This is a genomic window from Paenibacillus sp. FSL R5-0912 (assembly GCF_000758605.1).
In the GTDB taxonomy this organism is placed as follows: domain Bacteria; phylum Bacillota; class Bacilli; order Paenibacillales; family Paenibacillaceae; genus Paenibacillus_AQ.
Map to the genome: position 1 here is coordinate 3,280,787 of NZ_CP009282.1, position 16,460 is coordinate 3,297,246.

The window sequence follows — 16,460 nt, forward strand, 5'->3', positions numbered from 1 at the left end:
GAGGCGCGAAATATGATGATGTTCTTAGTACTGATTATATGGTTCCTGTCGTTGCTGGTCTTTATGCTGATTATCCGAAAGGCCATTGATGGATCTAGGGCTACCTACAAATTGGACGAATTGATTCAGGAAATCCGGCTGCTCCGCAAGGAGATCAAGGAGAACAAGCATATTATTGACAAACGGCTGTAGCGGACGGTAGGGGACTGTCTGTACCTTGATTTTACATAGGAGTAAGGGGGATATTGTACATGAAGAATCAAATTACAATCCTGGGAGCCGCACTGATTCTGGGTCTTTCTTTAATCGCAAGCAGTCTGATTATCAGCAACGAACGTGCATCCAGCAATGAAAAGGCGATGGAAACACAGATTGCCCAGTTGCAGACGGAAGCCAAAGAGCAAGCGGAACTGTTAGAGCAGACTGTATCTACTGCCGCTGACAGCCCATTAATGACAATGGCGGAGGCAGCGGAATTTCTGCATTTAACTGAGAATGAGGTGCTGAATATTATCAAGGCAGAGCACGAGGTTCTAAAGTATAACGGGTCACTTACGGGAATTCCCTATATGAAAGTCGATGAGCAGTTCATGATTAACCGGGCGGAGCTACAGAACTGGGTTCAGCAGGCGACACTTGAACAACGGGTCTATATGGGTACGAAGATTACCAATAGATGAGACTAGGGGAGTATGGGAGCGCCAAATGAAATTTTATACAAAATCATGGTATGAAGAAATGCAGGTGCGCGGCTTTATGGTGTTCCCTGAGACGGAGCAGGATTGGCTGGAGGATGTTGCGTGGCATGCTGCGGAGGGGGTCAGCTATAGGGACAGGACGAGGGATTTCCTGGAATACCTCAAAGCGGATTTGCTGAAGTACCTTCCGGAATACTTCCATCCCTCCATTCATGACGGAACAATCAATTCTACTTATCCTGAACCTGAGTTCAAAGAAAAGGCGCAGCAGTGGCGTAGTGAATACGAAGCCAGGATGAAGGTGTTGGATGATAAATACTATAGAGGGTATCTCTCTATTAAGGACAGCTTGCCTGTACATGCTATTCAGCTAGTTGAGAAGTCCCTCCATGATTCAAGGGTGATTTCATATGCAGTGCCGGCGGCGGAGGTTGTGGAGATCATTCTGGACTGCAGTGGAGCCATGCATTATCAGTGTGATATCAGACTAACCTTTACCGGGGTGACCGGGCTGGTTCTGCCTGAACGCCTGAACAGAATGGTCTGGTTGTATACCGAGATCTATGCGGTGGAACAAGGGTTTGAATTACGTGTTCTGCTGGATTCGCCGCTGAGTGAGCTTAGAATTACTGCGCAGGATGTATCATTTGAAATGCTAAGTGAACCCAAATACAACGGATGACTGCTATCGGAGCCTGGCCAATTGGCCGGGTTTTTGTATTTCCTTGATTTTTAAAAGTAATTGACAAACATATAGAACGCAACTAAAATAAAGTTAGTTAATATGTAACGGAAACAGTTACAAGCTTGAATGATGATTCTATAAAAAGTCAAGACTAAGCAGAACTGAGCACGAACGGCACCGGAGGGTTTGGCTTTTTTATATAATCCATATGCTTTTATTCAGGAGGGGTTTATATGACGACAACAGCAGCATTGCCGCAAGAACTGGAAATTGGACTAGTACAGATTAGAGTAAGCAATTTGGAGCGTTCACTCACCTTTTATCAGAATGTAATCGGACTGAAGATCCTGCACCGGCAGGGGCGTGAAGTGGAAATGACCGCGGATGGTGTGCATGTGCTTCTGGTGCTGCGGGAGATTGAACAGGCCCTGATTCTGCGCCGTAATTCGGCAGCCGGACTGTATCATTTCGCGATTCTGGTGCCCGACCGTCCAAGTCTCGGGTTGGTGCTGCGTAATCTGATTGATGCGGGCATCGAGATCGGTCAGGGCGATCATCTGGTCAGCGAAGCGCTGTACATTCAGGACCCTGACAATAACGGCATTGAAATATACCGCGACCGGCCGCGCGACACCTGGAAGTACGAGCCTACTGGCAATGTGGTGATGACTACAGACCCGGTTGATGTGGACGGCTTACTGGCGGCTTCCGAAGGGCTGAGCTGGACCGGACTGCCTGCGGGCACGGTGATCGGGCATGTGCACTTTCATGTAGGCGATCTGGCGGAGGCCAAGAAATTCTATGTGGATGCGCTTGGTTTTGCAATAACCGCTCATTACGGGGACGCTGCACTATTCATCTCGGCGGGAGGATATCATCACCATATGGGGCTTAATGTCTGGGCGGGACAAGGTGCTAAGGCGGCTCCGGCCCATGCGGCGGGCATCGATTATTTCACTCTGCTGCTTCCGGGCAGCGGGGATGTATCGGAAGTGGCGGAACGTGTGAAGCAAGCGGGGTACCCTGTAGAAGTAGAAGGCGGCATTACAACCTTGAGAGACCCGTGGAATATTGGAATCCGGTTGCTTGTCAAAGGCTGATAGGAATGAAAGCTTGTCCATTTTGGCTCATTCCCCTATAATATGTGGAAATAAATGAGCGAAAGGATGAATCTTTTGCACAATTTCAAAATGGCTTATGTTGTCCTCTGTCACAAGAGCCCTCAGCAGATTAATTTGCTAATCGATCGTTTAACGGATGAGCATGTGGAGTTTTTCATGCATGTGGATAAGAAAAGCGGCATCGAAGAGCAAATTATCCATCGCGAAGATATTCATTTCGTAGAGCAGCCGGTAGACGTACAGTGGGGCCATTACGGCCAGATTGAATGTATCTTGAAGTGCTTTGAACTGATCCGGGCAAGCGGGAATTATAACTATGTTCATATCATCAGCGGGCAGGATTTGCCTCTTGCCTCGAACGATACGATTGCTGATTTCTTCAAGGAGCATGAAGGACAGGAGTTCGTCAAGCATCTGCAGCTTCCAAATGAGGCGGAAATGTGGGGCTGCCTGTACCGGGTGTCTGTATATTATCCGAGGTTCCTGGTCTCCCGGGCCAAAGCTGTCTCAGAGATCCGCAACCGATACATCAATCTGGTGATGTCGGTACCCTGGCTTAAGCGCAGCCTGAAGGAACTGCCGGAGGTGCTGTATAAGGGCTCGAATTGGATGTCGCTTACCGGGGAATGCATGCAGTATATCCTCGAATTCATCGCGGAGCATCCCGGATACGTCCGGTTGTTCAGGAATTCGTTCTGCGGCGATGAGATCTTCTTCCATTCTATTATTTTGAACAGTAAATATAAGGATAAAGTAATCAATGAGATCAAACGCTATACGGATTGGGACACTGGACCGGAATTCCCCAGAACGCTGCGGGCCGAGGATTATGAACGGATTCGCGAGCAAGGTGCAGGCTGCTTCTGGGGCCGGAAGTTCGATCTGGATGTTGACAAGGAGATCATCAGCGATATTCTGCGGCTGGCTTGAGGCTCTAACTACCTCATCAGCCGGATGGATTCTGAAAAGAGAATATAGCGGGAGGCACAAGCGGAAATTCCGGTGTGTCTTCCGTTTATTGGCGTTTATGCAGTCAATGCAAATAGAGGATATAATATATTGAAAAAAGATATTCGGGAGATGATGGGGCTTGGAGACTTTTCTCGCTGTACTGCTGATGCTCGGGCTTATCGCGGTATCGAATATCGTGAACCGTTTCATTCCGTTTGTGCCGGTTCCTCTAATTCAGATCGGACTAGGGATCATTACTGCACTTGTACCGACCGGAATACATATGTCTTTTGAGCCTGAGCTGTTTTTTGTGTTGTTCATTGCCCCTCTACTGTTCAATGACGGGAGACGGACACCGCGTGATGAGCTGTGGAACCTTAGGGCACCCATATTGCTGCTAGCGCTGGGGCTTGTATTTGTAACGGTTTTTGTCGCAGGTTATGCCATTAACTGGATGATTCCTTCAATTCCGCTGGCGGCATCTTTTGCACTGGCGGCGATTCTGTCACCTACGGATGCTGTAGCGGTCAGTGCGCTGGCCGGACGGGTGCATTTGCCGAAGAGTATACACCGTATCCTTGAAGGTGAATCGCTGATGAATGACGCCTCCGGCCTAGTTGCCTTCAAATTTGCGATCGCGGCCATGGTTACGGGAGTTTTCTCGTTTCCTAAGGCATCGCTCAGCTTTGTAATGATTGCCGCAGGGGGTCTGCTTTTGGGTGCGGTGCTCTCTTTTCTGCTGATCCGCCTCAGTGTATTCATCCGCAGATTCGGCATGGAGGATGTGACGATCCATGTGCTTCTGCAGATTCTAACACCGTTTATTATTTATCTGATCAGTGAAGAGATTGGCGTATCCGGCATCCTGGCCGTAGTGGCCGGCGGTGTAATGTTTGCTATTGAGAAGGACAGGGCCGTATCGCCGCAGTATAAGCTGCAGCTTGTATCAGCCAGCACCTGGTCGGTGCTGCTGCTGGTGTTGAACGGTCTGGTATTCCTGATCCTTGGAGTATCCGTACCGGATGTGGTAGAGGTCATCTACCGCGATCAGAGGCTGAACAACTTTATGGTTGCGGGGTATGCGATGGCGATTACCGCGCTGCTCATTGCGCTGCGTTTTCTATGGGTCTATGCCTATTCCTTATGGGAGAGCCGATTCCGCCGGGTAGAGAAGGCGCCGCTTAAGTCACAGGTCATTACTTCAATCTCCGGGGTGCGCGGAGCGGTAACATTAGCAGGTGCCTTCTCCATTCCCCTTGTGCTCGGGGACGGTATCACGCCATTCCCTGAACGGGATTTGATTATTGCGCTGGCCGCAGGTGTCATTCTGATGTCGCTAATCATTGCCAGCATCTTCCTGCCACTGCTGGCCGACAAAGAGGAGACCGTGGTGAAGACCATTGGCTACGGAAATACGGAACTGGCTGCCAGGAATGTTGTGATCGACGCCGGGATGTCGATGCTGCGTAGCCTGGTTACGGAGAGCCCGGAGCGGGCGACACAGCCTGTCTTACTGGAGTTCACAGACAAGATCGACCGGCTGTGCACGGCCAAGCCGGACAGTGATCCGGCCACGGAGCAGTTCCGGCGTCTGGGCGTTGAAGCCCGGCTGAGCGGCCTGGAGGCAGAGCGCACAGAACTGCGGCGGATGCTGGAGAACGGTGCGGTACCCTCCCCAGTCGCCGTGAAGATGGAGGAGCTGCTTGATCATACGGAATCGCTGCTCTGCAGACGTCTGGATACACAAATTAAGTTCACAGTAACTGAAATTCAGCGTCTGTTCTCCGGCCTGTTCTCGGGCCGCTTCAATGGGGAAGAGGGCCGGCGTGCAGTGCAGAATGCCGAAAGTGCCCGGGCAGCGAAGATTGCGATGTGCCAGGCGGCCGTGTCAGCCGTCAGCGCCGGAATAAGCGACGAGAACCGGCTTGCCTCGCAGAAGGTCATCGACAAGTATGAGCGGCTGGAATCCCGGCTGGTGCAGGGCGAAGGCTGGAGTAAAGATGGTGTCGTCGATGACGAGAAGCTGGAACTGAAGCTGCAGGCCATTCAGGAGCAGCGGAATACCGTACAGGAAATGTATCAGAACGGGGCTATTAATCTCAAGATCGCGGGTAAGCTGCGGCGGTTCGTAGATCAGCTGGAAACATCCATATGGGAGGATTAATGAATGATGGGAGAATTGCTTGCTAGCGGGCTGCACTTTGCAGAAATTACTGAGGAACATCTGGCCGGTGTGCTAGATATCTATAACTATTATGTACTTAACACCACCGTATCGTTTCATACCGAGCCGCAGACCTTGACGCAAATGCGCCAGTCTGTGCTGAACGGGGATCCGCGATTTAAGTCATATGTCCTTCTTCGGGAAGGGGAGCTGCAGGGATACGTGCTGATTACTCGGCACAAGAACAAAGAAGCTTATGATACCTCCGGTGAAGTCAGTATTTACCTGAAGCCCGGCAGCGGAGGACAAGGTCTGGGCGGGCAATCGCTGCGGTTCATTGAAGAGCGGGCTAACGAGCTTGGGTTCCATGTACTGGTAGCTACCGTATGTGCAGACAATGAGCCCAGCCGCCGCCTGTTCGCGAAGCACGGCTACGAGCAGAGCGCCTTATTCAAAGAGATCGGCCGCAAATTCGGCCGGTGGCTGGATATTGTCAGCTATGAGAAAATCATCGGCTAATCGCTACCCGTTGCCAGAAGCCACTAACTAAATTCCTGCACGAAATATAACATTCTTTTCGTGATATCGAGAGTAATCAAGAATTGTTGTAGGAAATGCAGCATTGCTCCTTATCCGAGCGGTTACGCGGGGCAATTATTGTATTACATACAACAATCCTTAAGAATCACCCAGTTTCTGTAGTTCAAAGTTGCAATACGTACAACAATTAGGCATGTGTATGTAATCTAATAGGGAAGCAGGCACCGGTGGATGCCACCGTACAACGCAATAAGCCCGCTTGCCTTGCAAGGACCAGGTCCATGCAGGCAAACGGGCTTTATGTACGGTTAGGGCGTGCCGGCCGGCGGAACCCTGGGGAACAGCTATCCGGATACGTGCTTCCTCCGGAACATCTGTCCCAGTACCTCGCTCAGCACAAGGCCAGCGGCGATGGCCCCGGACAGCAGCAGCGCCTGTACGGCAAACTGAATTCCCTGGTTGTTGTCATTCTCCACGAACTGGCGCATGGCGTCATAAGCCAGGCCGCCCGGAACCAGCGGGATAATTCCGCCGACGCTGAATATAATCACCGGCATTTTGAAGGAACGCGCAAAAAATTGGCTGATCACTCCGACAATCACGGTGGCACCAAAGGTGGCAACAACGGTATCCCATCTGTCATCCAGCTGCAGATACAGCATCCAGCCGATCATTCCGGCGAAACCGCATTGAAGCAGTGCGCGCACCGGCGCATTAAACAGAACGCAGAAGGCTGAGGCAGCGATGAAACTGGTTATGAGTTGCAAAATCATGTAGGACTACCTCTTTCAAGTGGTAATTAGAAAAGGGACAGCACGAGTCCGATGCCGGTTCCAATGGCAAAGGCGGTCAGGAAGGCATCGGCTCCCTTAGACAGGCCGGACACCAGATGGCCGGCCATAAGGTCACGGACGGCATTCGTGATGAGCAGCCCCGGTACAAGCGGCATTACGCAGCCGATGATGATCTTGTCCATCTCTTGTCCGATGCCAAGCCTTACGGAGAAGAAAGCCAGCAGGCCGATGATAAAGGAGGCGATGAACTCCGCGAAGAAACGGATCTGAACCAGGCGGTGCAGATAGGTGACGGCGGCGAAGCCGACCCCGGAGATCAGCAGCGACGGAAGGGCATCCCACAGGCTGCCCTTGAACATTACGGTGAAGCAGGCGCCGGTCAGGGCGGCAGCTACAGTCTGCAGCCAGACCGGATAAGCATGCGCCGCGTCGTCGACAATACCCAGACGCTCGCGGGCTTCGGCGGCGGTAAGCTGGCGTTCGCTCAGCCGCCGCGAGATGTCATTGACCTCTGACACTTTTTGCAGATCGGTCGTCCGTTCAGCTATCCGGAACAGCTTCACCGGTTCGGTTCGGCTGGTGGTGAACATAATGACTGTCGGCGTAACGTAGCTATGCGCTCCAGGGAATCCGAGCGATGCGGCCATACGACTCATGGTATCCTCCACGCGGTAGGTTTCGGCGCCGCTTTGCAGCATGATTTTGCCGGCCAGCAGGCACAGGTCTATAATATCATGCGCGGTAGTATTGCTATTGTTGCTTGTGCTATCCAACTTCGTCGATCCTCCCCGGGAATGTTATCTATTCGATTGTCGCCGGAATGTGTGAAAATTTCAACCTTTATTCCATATATTCTGACGAATAATATATTTGTCTGGCAACCGGACAGCCTAAGGACGCGTTCTTTGCAGTCCAGTCTAGTCTTCCAGCGTACATAGACCGGTGGCAACACCGCCGGAGACAATAGTCAATATGGAATGGAAAAAAGTCTCTTTGGAGATCAGTGCACCGCCGGCGCCGATAATTACGAAATCCGTCAGGAAAATAATCACTCCGACATTGAGCGGAATGTAACGTTTCATAAACTTTGCCAGCAGATCTGTTCCACCCGTACTGGCTTTGAACCGCAGCATCAGGCCGAGCCCGCTGCCCATCAGGAAGCCCCCTATAATAGCGCTGGAGATGGAACCGAGTTCGATATAATACAGAAAGTAATATTGCAGCGGCCCGAGCAGTTCGATCAGAAAGGATGAAGTCATCAGCCCCAGAATGCTGTTATAGAAAATATCCCGCTCCCGGAACCAGGCCAGCAGGAAGATTGGAAGACTGCAAACAATGATGGCCAGTCCGATTTTGATGCCGGAGATGTAATTAATGATGAGGGCAATGCCGATAATTCCCCCATCGAGTATTTTATAGGGCACCAGAAAAAAGTTGGTTCCCGCTGCAATCAGCAGGCTGGCCAGCAGAATAATGACATACTTGGGATATGAACGCATCTTCAGCATCTCCAGACTTAAGGCATGTCTTAATAAATATGCGCCCGTCTGGAAAAAAATAGCTATTAAACAAAAAATCCTGCTTGCGCAGGATTAGAAGTGAGTTGCTCAGGCATGAACCGGCTCTGGTTTCTTTAGCTGCAGCGGAGGCGGGATCAGCCAGCCTTTCTGCTTGTTCATTTTGAGCAGTGCCATGCCGAAGGCGGCCATTTGCGCGTGGATCTTCATGAACATTGCGCCGATATCCTCGCGGATCGACATGCCCATGACCTGGCTGCAGACCACAAGACTGAGCGATACTGCACCGGAGAGGGCCGCAGCAATCTCGGGGTCGGAGAACCTTGCACCTGCCGGGATATCCTCGACCTTGACGGAGGGACGGTCCGGCAGTGCAGGCGGAGGCACGAAGCCGTTCAGCTTGAGGATTTTGTCACAGTCCTTAATTTCCTGCTGTGCCTGATCCATAAGATCATCGATAATCTTCTTCAGATCCTGGTCCCCGGCATGAAAGTGAAACGCCTGGTAGGTAGATAAGGACAATTTGGCTGTTGCCGAGACCTGCCACAGATTGAAGATCTCACCATAGTGAAGCGGTTCATCTTTGGGGCTGCCGTTTAGAACTCCCATAATTACATAACTCCTCTACAAATAGGTTATGAACGTAGTTTAGGTTGTCCAGTGCAATCAGCGTTATTCAAGTGCACTAAATAAAGTCACAGTAAAGCAGGTGTAGCCCGATGGATTATATCTATAAAGTGCTGGAGAGCGACATGGAGCTTCTGGCTGCGGCACTATCGGAGGTTCAGGTATCAGTTGTGCTGAAGGAGGGTACAGAGGAGGTGCTGGAACCGGGGGGACAGATCAGAGCATACACAGCGAAATCTGTCCGGATCCGTGGATTATCGTATTGCCGGGATGCACATGAATTCCGAATGCTTCCAGCTGAGCCTAGGTAGACTCCCCGCTCCCTGCCTAGAAGCGCTTGTGCTGCTGATTCAGCGGGAGTAACGCTTGCGGAAGCGCAGCGGAGAGATGCCAACCTTCCGGCTGAAGCGCCGGGAGAAGTAGGCGGTGCTCTCGAAGCCGGTGCGTTCTGCAATCCCGGAAATAGGGATTTCTGTCTTGAGGAGCAGCAGCTTGGCCTGCTCCAGCCGGTAATCCGTCAAGTATTCCATGGGGGTTAGCCCATAGACACGTTTCATGCAGCGGGCCAGATAATTGTAGTGAAAATGCAGCGCATCCGCCAGGGATGCATTCGTGAGATCCTCCGTAAAATGATTGCGCAGGTAGGCCTCCGTCTGCTCAGCGATCTCTGCCGCCTGGCTGCCCGCAGTATCCTGCTGGGCCAGATCCATCATCCGCAGCATCTCCTCAAAGATGCGCTGCTGTTGCCATACAGAGCTGGAGCGCCGTCCCTGACTAAGCTGCAGCAATTGCTCTGCCTGTCCGCTCCGCGCGAAGGGGTCCGGGAGTGGTCCGTACTGGGGGATGCGGATCGTATAAGGATGAATCAGGAATTGCCGGAAATGCTTCTCCCGCTCAGCATATACAGGATCGCCTTCCGCTTCCATCCACTCACCGACCGTGTGAAAATGAACCCACGTGAAGGAGGTGACCTCCTCGCAGGGTTTAACTGAATAATGATAGCGGTCCGGCAGCAGAAGGAGGGTGTGCCCGGAGGTTACCGCCCACTCCTTATCATCCTCACCGATGAACAGGCAGCCTTGTTCTACAATGATAAGATCGAATTTCCCCATGCGGCTGCGGTTTGGATGCTGCTCGCCGGGCAAATATACGGTATGGCCGCATTCCAGGAAATAGGGGAACGGCGGCGCCGACAGATGAATATAGGCAGGACTGGCTGGCATATCTGCTCCTTTCGCAAGCTCTTTTCAATTAGCCGGATTTCCGTGGAAGGTTAGAAATCTGAGTGTGAAATAGTACAAAAACAGAGTTGCTTATGATTCTGTTTTTTATTCATTTTACCGTCTATAATTGCAAATAGCGAGGATGAAATGAAAAGGGGAGATAACACATTGAGTAAATATGCAGATATTCAGCAAGCTACTGACACAAGCCGGCAGGTAGCTATTCAGGATGAATTCTGGGGGCGTTATATCCGGCTGGTTCAGGATACCGTTATTCCTTACCAGTATGAGGCGCTGCATGACCGGGTAGCCGGTGCGGAGCCAAGCCATGCCATCGCCAACTTTGAAATTGCCGCCGGCAGGAGAGAAGGCGAATTCAAAGGCTGGGTCTTTCAGGACAGTGATGTAGCTAAATGGCTCGAGGCTGTAGGCTATTCGCTCAGCATCAAGCGTGATCCTGAGCTGGAGCGCCAGGCGGATGAGATGATAGAGCTGGTCGGCGAAGCACAGCACGAAGACGGATACCTGAATACTTATTTTACACTCAAAGAGCCGGGCAAACGCTGGACGAACCTGCTGGACTGCCATGAGCTATATTGTGCGGGGCATTTCATTGAAGCGGCAGTGGCCTATTATGAAGCGACCGGCAAAGACAAACTGCTGGGCATTGTACGGCGGTTCGTTGACCATATTGAAACCGTCTTCGGACCGGAAGAGGGGAAGCTGAAGGGCTACGATGGTCACCAGGAAATTGAGCTGGCCCTTGTGAAGCTGTACCGGCTGACCGGTGAAGAGAAATATCTGAAGCTCAGCAGCTTTTTCATTGATCAGCGTGGACAGGAACCGAACTTCCTGCATCAGGAGTGGGAACAAAGAGGACGGGTAACGCACTGGACAGGTACGGCTACAAGCAGTGTGGATATCAGTTATAATCAGGCCCATATCCCGGTCCGTGAGCAGAGCGTGGCTCTGGGACATTCGGTCCGTGCGGTCTATATGTACACAGCCATGGCCGATCTGGCCCGGCTTACCGGAGATGAGGGCCTGCGCGAAGCATGCGTGCGCCTGTGGAACAATATGACGGAGAAACAGATGTATATCACCGGCGGAATCGGTTCTACACATCATGGTGAAGCGTTCACCTTTGATTATGATCTGCCGAATGATACGGTCTATGCGGAGACCTGCGCTTCGATCGGGCTGATCTTTTTTGCCAAGCGGATGCTGGAATTGACCCCGGACGCCCGGTATGCCGAAGTGATGGAGCGTGCGCTCTATAATAATGTGCTCGGCTCCATGGCACAGGACGGCAAACACTATTTCTACGTGAATCCGCTTGAAGTATGGCCGCAGGCCTGCAGCTGTAACCCCGGCAAACATCATGTCAAATCGGAGCGCCAGGGCTGGTTCGGCTGTGCCTGCTGTCCGCCGAACGTGGCGCGCCTGCTGACCTCGCTAAACCAGTATATCTACACTGAGCACGGCGATACACTATACACTAACCTGTATATCGGCAGTGAGCTGAAGACCACGCTGGGCGGCACAGAGGTAGCAATCAGCCAGCAGAGCCGTTTCCCTTGGGATGGAACCGTCACCCTGAAGGTTGATCCTGCGGAAGCCGGAGAGTTCGGAATGGCGCTGCGTATTCCTTCCTGGAGCGGCAACGTGGAGATCAGAGTGAACGGAGAGGCGTTAGTCGATTCTGCTGCAAGCTTGCAGCAGGGCTATGCCGTGATCCGCAGGGAATGGAAGGCCGGCGACGTGATTGAGCTGACTCTGCCGATGGAAGCGCACCGCGTTTACGCCCATCCGAATCTGCGTGCCGACGCCGGGAAGACTGCCATCCAGCGCGGACCGCTGGTCTACTGCCTGGAAGCGGCAGATAACAGTGAACCGCTAAGCTCGGTTTCCTTGAGTGAAGCAGCGCCATTCACCGAGACGTATGATGAATTGCTGCTTGGCGGTGCTGTAGTGGTAGAAGGCGACGGCTTCCGTGTAGCTCAGGCGGCCTGGACCGGAGGGCTGTACAGCAGAGAGAAGGCGCCGCTGGAAGAAGTGAAGGTAACCGCAGTCCCTTACTATCTGTGGGGTAACCGCGGTAGCGGCGAGATGAAGGTCTGGATTCCGTAGTTTACTCTTACGATCGGTAGCTACCGTATATAATGCTGAAACCAACCTGCCCATTTGGGCAGTAAGTGGACAAATGTATCTTAATTTCGCTATTTTGTTTCTCTGCAACAAGATAGCCCCCGGCTGAACCGCTTAGGCGGAACAACCGGGGGCTATTTTCAGTAATGCGAATTAACCCAATGTAACTACAACCTGGTGAACCGCACCGTCGCCCACAGGAGCGATGATGTTACCTTCAACAGCAGTGCCGTCGAGAGTCAGGCTGGCTACGCCTTTGGACACATGGTTCGGGTTCTGGATCGAGATGACATAAGTGTCTCCACGGAAGACGCGGGTGATTTCGAAGCTGTCCCACTCCGTCGGGATACAAGGGTCAACCTTCAGACCGGCAAAGTCAGCCTGGATACCGAGAATGGACTGTGTAATCGCTACATAGTTCCATGCAGCTGTACCTGTCAGCCAGGAGTTTTTCGCTTCCCCGTGACGTACAGCATCTTTACCGGCGATCATCTGCGAGTACACGTAAGGTTCCATGCGGTGAACTTCGCTGATATCTTCCAGGTAAGCCGGAGCAATTTTTTTGTAGATATCGAAGGCTCTGTCGCCGTGTCCAAGGACTGTTTCAGCGATCATGATCCATGGGTTGTTGTGGCAGAAAATACCGGCATTTTCTTTGTAGCCCGGAGGGTACGTAGAAATTTCACCCAGGTTCACGTAGTACTTGGAGTAAGGAGGCTGCTGCAATACGATACCGTAGTCTGTATCCAGACGTTCCTGAACGGAAGTCAGCGCACGGGCTGCTTCGCCGTTCTCCACACCGATACCCGCCATTACACACATCCCTTGCGGCTCGATGAAGATCTGGCCTTCTTCGTTCTCCTTGCTGCCGATCTTGTCGCCGTAGTGGTCATAAGCGCGCAGGAACCAGTCGCCGTCGAAGCCGTGGGACAGGGTGATGGCACTCATGTTCTCGATCTTGGCAACCGCATCTGCAGCGACATCATCCAGTCCGCGCATGCGGCAGATTTCAGCATAGTCCGGTCCAACGAAGACGAACAGACCTGCGATGAACACGGATTCCGCTACGCCGCCTGCGATATTCTCAGTAGTCTGGAACGATTCGCCCGGCTCAGTGGAGAAGCAGTTCAGGTTCAGACAGTCATTCCAGTCCGCGCGGCCGATCAGCGGCAGGCCGTGAGGTCCGAGGTTATTCGTTACATGCTCGAAGCTCAGCTTCAAGTGCTCGAACAGGGTAGCGGTGTGATCCGGATTGCTGTCAAAAGGAACCTGCTCATCGAGAATCGAATAGTCGCCGGTTTCCTTGATATAGGCAGCAGTACCCGAGATCAGCCATAGCGGATCATCGTTGAAGCCGGAGCCGACTTCGTTATTGCCCTTCTTGGTAAGCGGCTGATACTGGTGATACGCACTGCCGTCAGGGAACTGGGTAGCGGCGATATCAAGAATACGTTCTCTGGCACGCTCTGGAATCTGGTGGACAAAGCCAAGCAAGTCCTGGTTGGAGTCGCGGAAGCCCATACCGCGGCCGATTCCGGATTCGAAGTAAGAAGCGGAACGGGACATGTTGAAGGTAACCATACACTGGTACGGGTTCCAGATGTTAACCATCCGGTTCAGCTTGTCGTCACCGCTCTGGATCTGATATTTGGACAGCAGGTTATCCCAGTGTGCAGCCAGGGTAGCCAAGGCAGCATCTACCTGGGCATCTGTAGCGAACTGATCGATTACAGCCTGCGCCGGTTTTTTGTTGATAACGTTCAGGGATTCCCATTTCTCATCTTCCGGGTTCTCGATATAGCCGAGTACGAAGATGAAGCTTTGCTCTTCGCCTGGTTCCAGCGTGATGTTGAGGGCATGGGAGCCGATTGGCGACCAGCCGCTGGCCACGGAGTTGGTTGCTTCACCTGCAGCAACTGCCTGCGGAGCGTCCAGACCATTGTACATCCCCACGAAGGATTCGCGGTCGGTATCGAAGCCGGCGATTTCTTTATTTACAGAATAGAAAGCGTAGTGGTTTCTGCGCTCACGGTATTCAGTTTTGTGATAGATCACGGAATCCTTCACTTCAACTTCACCGGTGCTGAGGTTACGCTGGAAGTTCGTCATATCATCGTTGGCATTCCACAGGCAGAACTCGGCAAAAGAGAACAGCTTAACAGTCTTCTTCGCGTTGCCCGTGTTCTTAACGATCAGGCGGTGTACTTCAGCATTGTGGCCCATCGGTACAAAAGCAAGCTGGTTCACGGAAATTCCGTTACGCTCGCCTGTGATGGAAGTGTAGCCCAGACCGTGGCGGCATTCGTAGAAGTCCAGATCGCGTTTTACCGGCATCCAGCCCGGGGTCCAGAAATCACCGTCATCGTACAGATAGTAGTAGCGTCCGCCTGTATCGAGCGGAATATTGTTATACCGGTAACGGGTAAGTCTTCTCATGCGCGCATCGCGGTAGAAGGTGTAACCTCCGGCAGTATTAGAGATGAGGCCGAAAAATTGCTCGTTGCCGAGGTAGTTGATCCATGGGTAAGGTGTTTTTGGGGTGTTGATTACATACTCTTTGCGAGTGTCGTCAAAAGTTCCGAATTTCATTAGAGACAAGTCTCCTTTCAATTGTGAACGCGCGTTTACAAAGCTGAGAAAAAATCCCCTCGGGGTAAGGGGTTTTTCTGTATCCTGAAACATTACTGCTTCGGCGGCTGGCAGGAATCTCTTACCACCAAACGCGCCGGGAAACTGATAGTGCTGAAGGTCGGCTGCTGTGAATCGCACAGCTCGATGACCTTCTCGACAGCGGCCTTGGACATTTCGTAAATCGGCAGACGGACGGAGGTCAGCTTGGGATGAATCCGGGAAGCGAGCTGCACATCATCAAACCCCGCGATAGACATATCCTCCGGCACGGAAATGCCATGCTCGGAGAACGCTTCCATGGCCGAAATAGCCATATCATCATTGGAGGAGAAGAACGCAGTCGGCAGCGGGCCGCCGGAATTCAGCAGCTTCTTCACCTCTTCATAGGCGGTTTCCTTAAGGAAATCACCCTGTAGGATGAAATTCTCATTCAGCGTAAGCCCATGGCGCTTCAGCGTATCCTCGTAAGCCGTGTAGCGTTCCCGTCCGGAGTATGTGTTCATCCGTCCGCAGATCATGCCAATTTCCTCATGGCCGAGACCGATCAGGTACTCGATGGCTTCAGCCGTACCCTCATAATCCTTAGAATTCACTATAGCCAGATGATTGCGGTCCAGATGCTCCGACATAATCTCCGAAATGTCATAATCAATCAGCACAAGCGGCGAGTCGAGACCGACCATTTCCCGTACAATTCCGATATCCTTCTGGGTACCGACGATAATACCGCCGTCAATCCGTTTCTGCAGGAAAGCCTGCTTCACCTTCAGGAAGTCGTCGGGAGAATATACGGTGTGAATCAGAACATAACAGCCGCGGGCATTCGCCGTGTCAACAACGGCATCGACGAACGGGGCGAAGTAGTTATTCTGATAGATCCGCGTCGCGTTCTCTTTCTCATTCATGCTGATTGCAAAAAGCCCGATCGTATCGGTCTTCTTGCCGGCCAGAGCCCGGGCGAAGCTGTTAGGCTCGTACTGATGCTGTTCAATGACCTTCAGCACCTTGGCCCGGGTCTCCTCAGGGACATTGGAATAGTTGTTGATTACACGGGATACTGTGCTTCGCGAAACCCCGGCTAGCTTGGCAATATCTTCGCTTCGCATGGTGTACCCCCTCTATTGTAAACGCGCGTTTATGAACTCATTGTAAAATAAACCGGCGCGAAAATCAATCGTCCGCCCAAACAATTTTGCCTTGAAATATAAGAAAGATTAGTTTCACGCCAAACTTTATCCTTCAATTTCTCGCTGAAACGAATTCCATCCCTTGAGGATGGAATAGCCGTTTCCACTTGCCGGATTCTCCGATCTGCGTTACAAATAAATGCATCAGGAAAAAAGATTGTTATCTTTTATTCG

At 52.0% G+C, this 16,460-nt stretch carries 16 protein-coding genes; 9 read left to right on the forward strand and 7 right to left on the reverse strand.

Annotated elements, in window-relative coordinates:
• Window positions 1-12: 12 nt before the first annotated feature.
• The 7 genes from R50912_RS13680 (at window position 13) to R50912_RS13710 (ending at window position 6,138) form a co-directional block, all read left to right on the forward strand.
• Window positions 13-192, forward strand: coding sequence for a hypothetical protein (locus R50912_RS13680; protein ID WP_039297066.1), 180 nt, complete (start codon window positions 13-15; stop codon window positions 190-192).
• Window positions 193-251: 59 nt separating this feature from the next.
• Complete coding sequence (locus R50912_RS13685) at window positions 252-680, forward strand: helix-turn-helix domain-containing protein (protein WP_042235538.1); 429 nt, start codon at window positions 252-254, stop codon at window positions 678-680.
• 25 nt (window positions 681-705) lie between these two features.
• On the forward strand, window positions 706-1,380 hold the full coding sequence (locus R50912_RS13690; RefSeq protein ID WP_042235540.1) for a DUF4085 family protein: 675 nt from the start codon (window positions 706-708) through the stop codon (window positions 1,378-1,380).
• Between the two features lie 236 nt (window positions 1,381-1,616).
• Window positions 1,617-2,483 (forward strand): VOC family protein, encoded by an 867-nt coding sequence (locus R50912_RS13695; RefSeq protein WP_042235543.1) that lies wholly within the window; start codon window positions 1,617-1,619, stop codon window positions 2,481-2,483.
• 75 nt (window positions 2,484-2,558) lie between these two features.
• Window positions 2,559-3,434, forward strand: a complete 876-nt coding sequence (locus R50912_RS13700; RefSeq protein ID WP_052416308.1) for a beta-1,6-N-acetylglucosaminyltransferase — start codon at window positions 2,559-2,561, stop codon at window positions 3,432-3,434.
• Between the two features lie 160 nt (window positions 3,435-3,594).
• On the forward strand, window positions 3,595-5,619 hold the full coding sequence (locus tag R50912_RS13705; RefSeq protein ID WP_042235548.1) for a Na+/H+ antiporter: 2,025 nt from the start codon (window positions 3,595-3,597) through the stop codon (window positions 5,617-5,619).
• Window positions 5,620-5,622: 3 nt separating this feature from the next.
• The gene (locus R50912_RS13710; protein ID WP_231637852.1) at window positions 5,623-6,138 is read left to right on the forward strand and encodes a GNAT family N-acetyltransferase; all 516 of its coding nucleotides are present in this window, start codon (window positions 5,623-5,625) and stop codon (window positions 6,136-6,138) included.
• A 365-nt stretch (window positions 6,139-6,503) separates the two neighbouring features.
• Here the strand turns inward: R50912_RS13710 and R50912_RS13715 are convergent, their stop codons facing one another.
• The 4 genes from R50912_RS13715 to R50912_RS13730 all read right to left on the reverse strand — a co-directional run bounded on the left by R50912_RS13715 (window position 6,504) and on the right by R50912_RS13730 (window position 9,079).
• Window positions 6,504-6,932 (reverse strand): threonine/serine exporter family protein, encoded by a 429-nt coding sequence (locus tag R50912_RS13715; RefSeq protein WP_042235551.1) that lies wholly within the window; start codon window positions 6,930-6,932, stop codon window positions 6,504-6,506.
• Window positions 6,933-6,958: 26 nt separating this feature from the next.
• On the reverse strand, window positions 6,959-7,726 hold the full coding sequence (locus tag R50912_RS13720; RefSeq protein WP_042235553.1) for a threonine/serine exporter family protein: 768 nt from the start codon (window positions 7,724-7,726) through the stop codon (window positions 6,959-6,961).
• A gap of 144 nt (window positions 7,727-7,870) precedes the next feature.
• Entirely contained in the window at window positions 7,871-8,452 is a 582-nt protein-coding gene (locus R50912_RS13725; RefSeq protein WP_042235555.1) for a YitT family protein, read from the reverse strand.
• A gap of 108 nt (window positions 8,453-8,560) precedes the next feature.
• A complete protein-coding gene (locus R50912_RS13730; RefSeq protein ID WP_042235558.1) occupies window positions 8,561-9,079 on the reverse strand; it encodes a DUF3231 family protein in 519 nt (172 codons plus the stop codon).
• A gap of 110 nt (window positions 9,080-9,189) precedes the next feature.
• Between R50912_RS13730 and R50912_RS13735 the strand changes: the two genes are divergently transcribed.
• Window positions 9,190-9,408, forward strand: coding sequence for a hypothetical protein (locus tag R50912_RS13735; protein WP_042235561.1), 219 nt, complete (start codon window positions 9,190-9,192; stop codon window positions 9,406-9,408).
• A 39-nt stretch (window positions 9,409-9,447) separates the two neighbouring features.
• Here R50912_RS13735 and R50912_RS13740 read toward each other — a convergent pair whose 3' ends face one another.
• Window positions 9,448-10,320: a helix-turn-helix transcriptional regulator gene (locus tag R50912_RS13740; RefSeq protein ID WP_042235563.1), complete on the reverse strand. Its 873-nt coding sequence runs from the start codon at window positions 10,318-10,320 to the stop codon at window positions 9,448-9,450.
• Between the two features lie 147 nt (window positions 10,321-10,467).
• Between R50912_RS13740 and R50912_RS13745 the strand changes: the two genes are divergently transcribed.
• Window positions 10,468-12,450 carry a beta-L-arabinofuranosidase domain-containing protein gene (locus R50912_RS13745; protein ID WP_081956490.1) on the forward strand — a complete coding sequence of 661 codons (1,983 nt, stop codon included), beginning with the start codon at window positions 10,468-10,470 and terminating at the stop codon, window positions 12,448-12,450.
• A gap of 171 nt (window positions 12,451-12,621) precedes the next feature.
• On the opposite strand, the gene R50912_RS13750 is transcribed toward R50912_RS13745, so the two are convergent.
• On the reverse strand, window positions 12,622-15,057 hold the full coding sequence (locus R50912_RS13750; protein WP_042235569.1) for a glycoside hydrolase family 94 protein: 2,436 nt from the start codon (window positions 15,055-15,057) through the stop codon (window positions 12,622-12,624).
• A 92-nt stretch (window positions 15,058-15,149) separates the two neighbouring features.
• Complete coding sequence (locus tag R50912_RS13755) at window positions 15,150-16,205, reverse strand: LacI family DNA-binding transcriptional regulator (RefSeq protein WP_042235573.1); 1,056 nt, start codon at window positions 16,203-16,205, stop codon at window positions 15,150-15,152.
• Window positions 16,206-16,460: the final 255 nt, after the last annotated feature.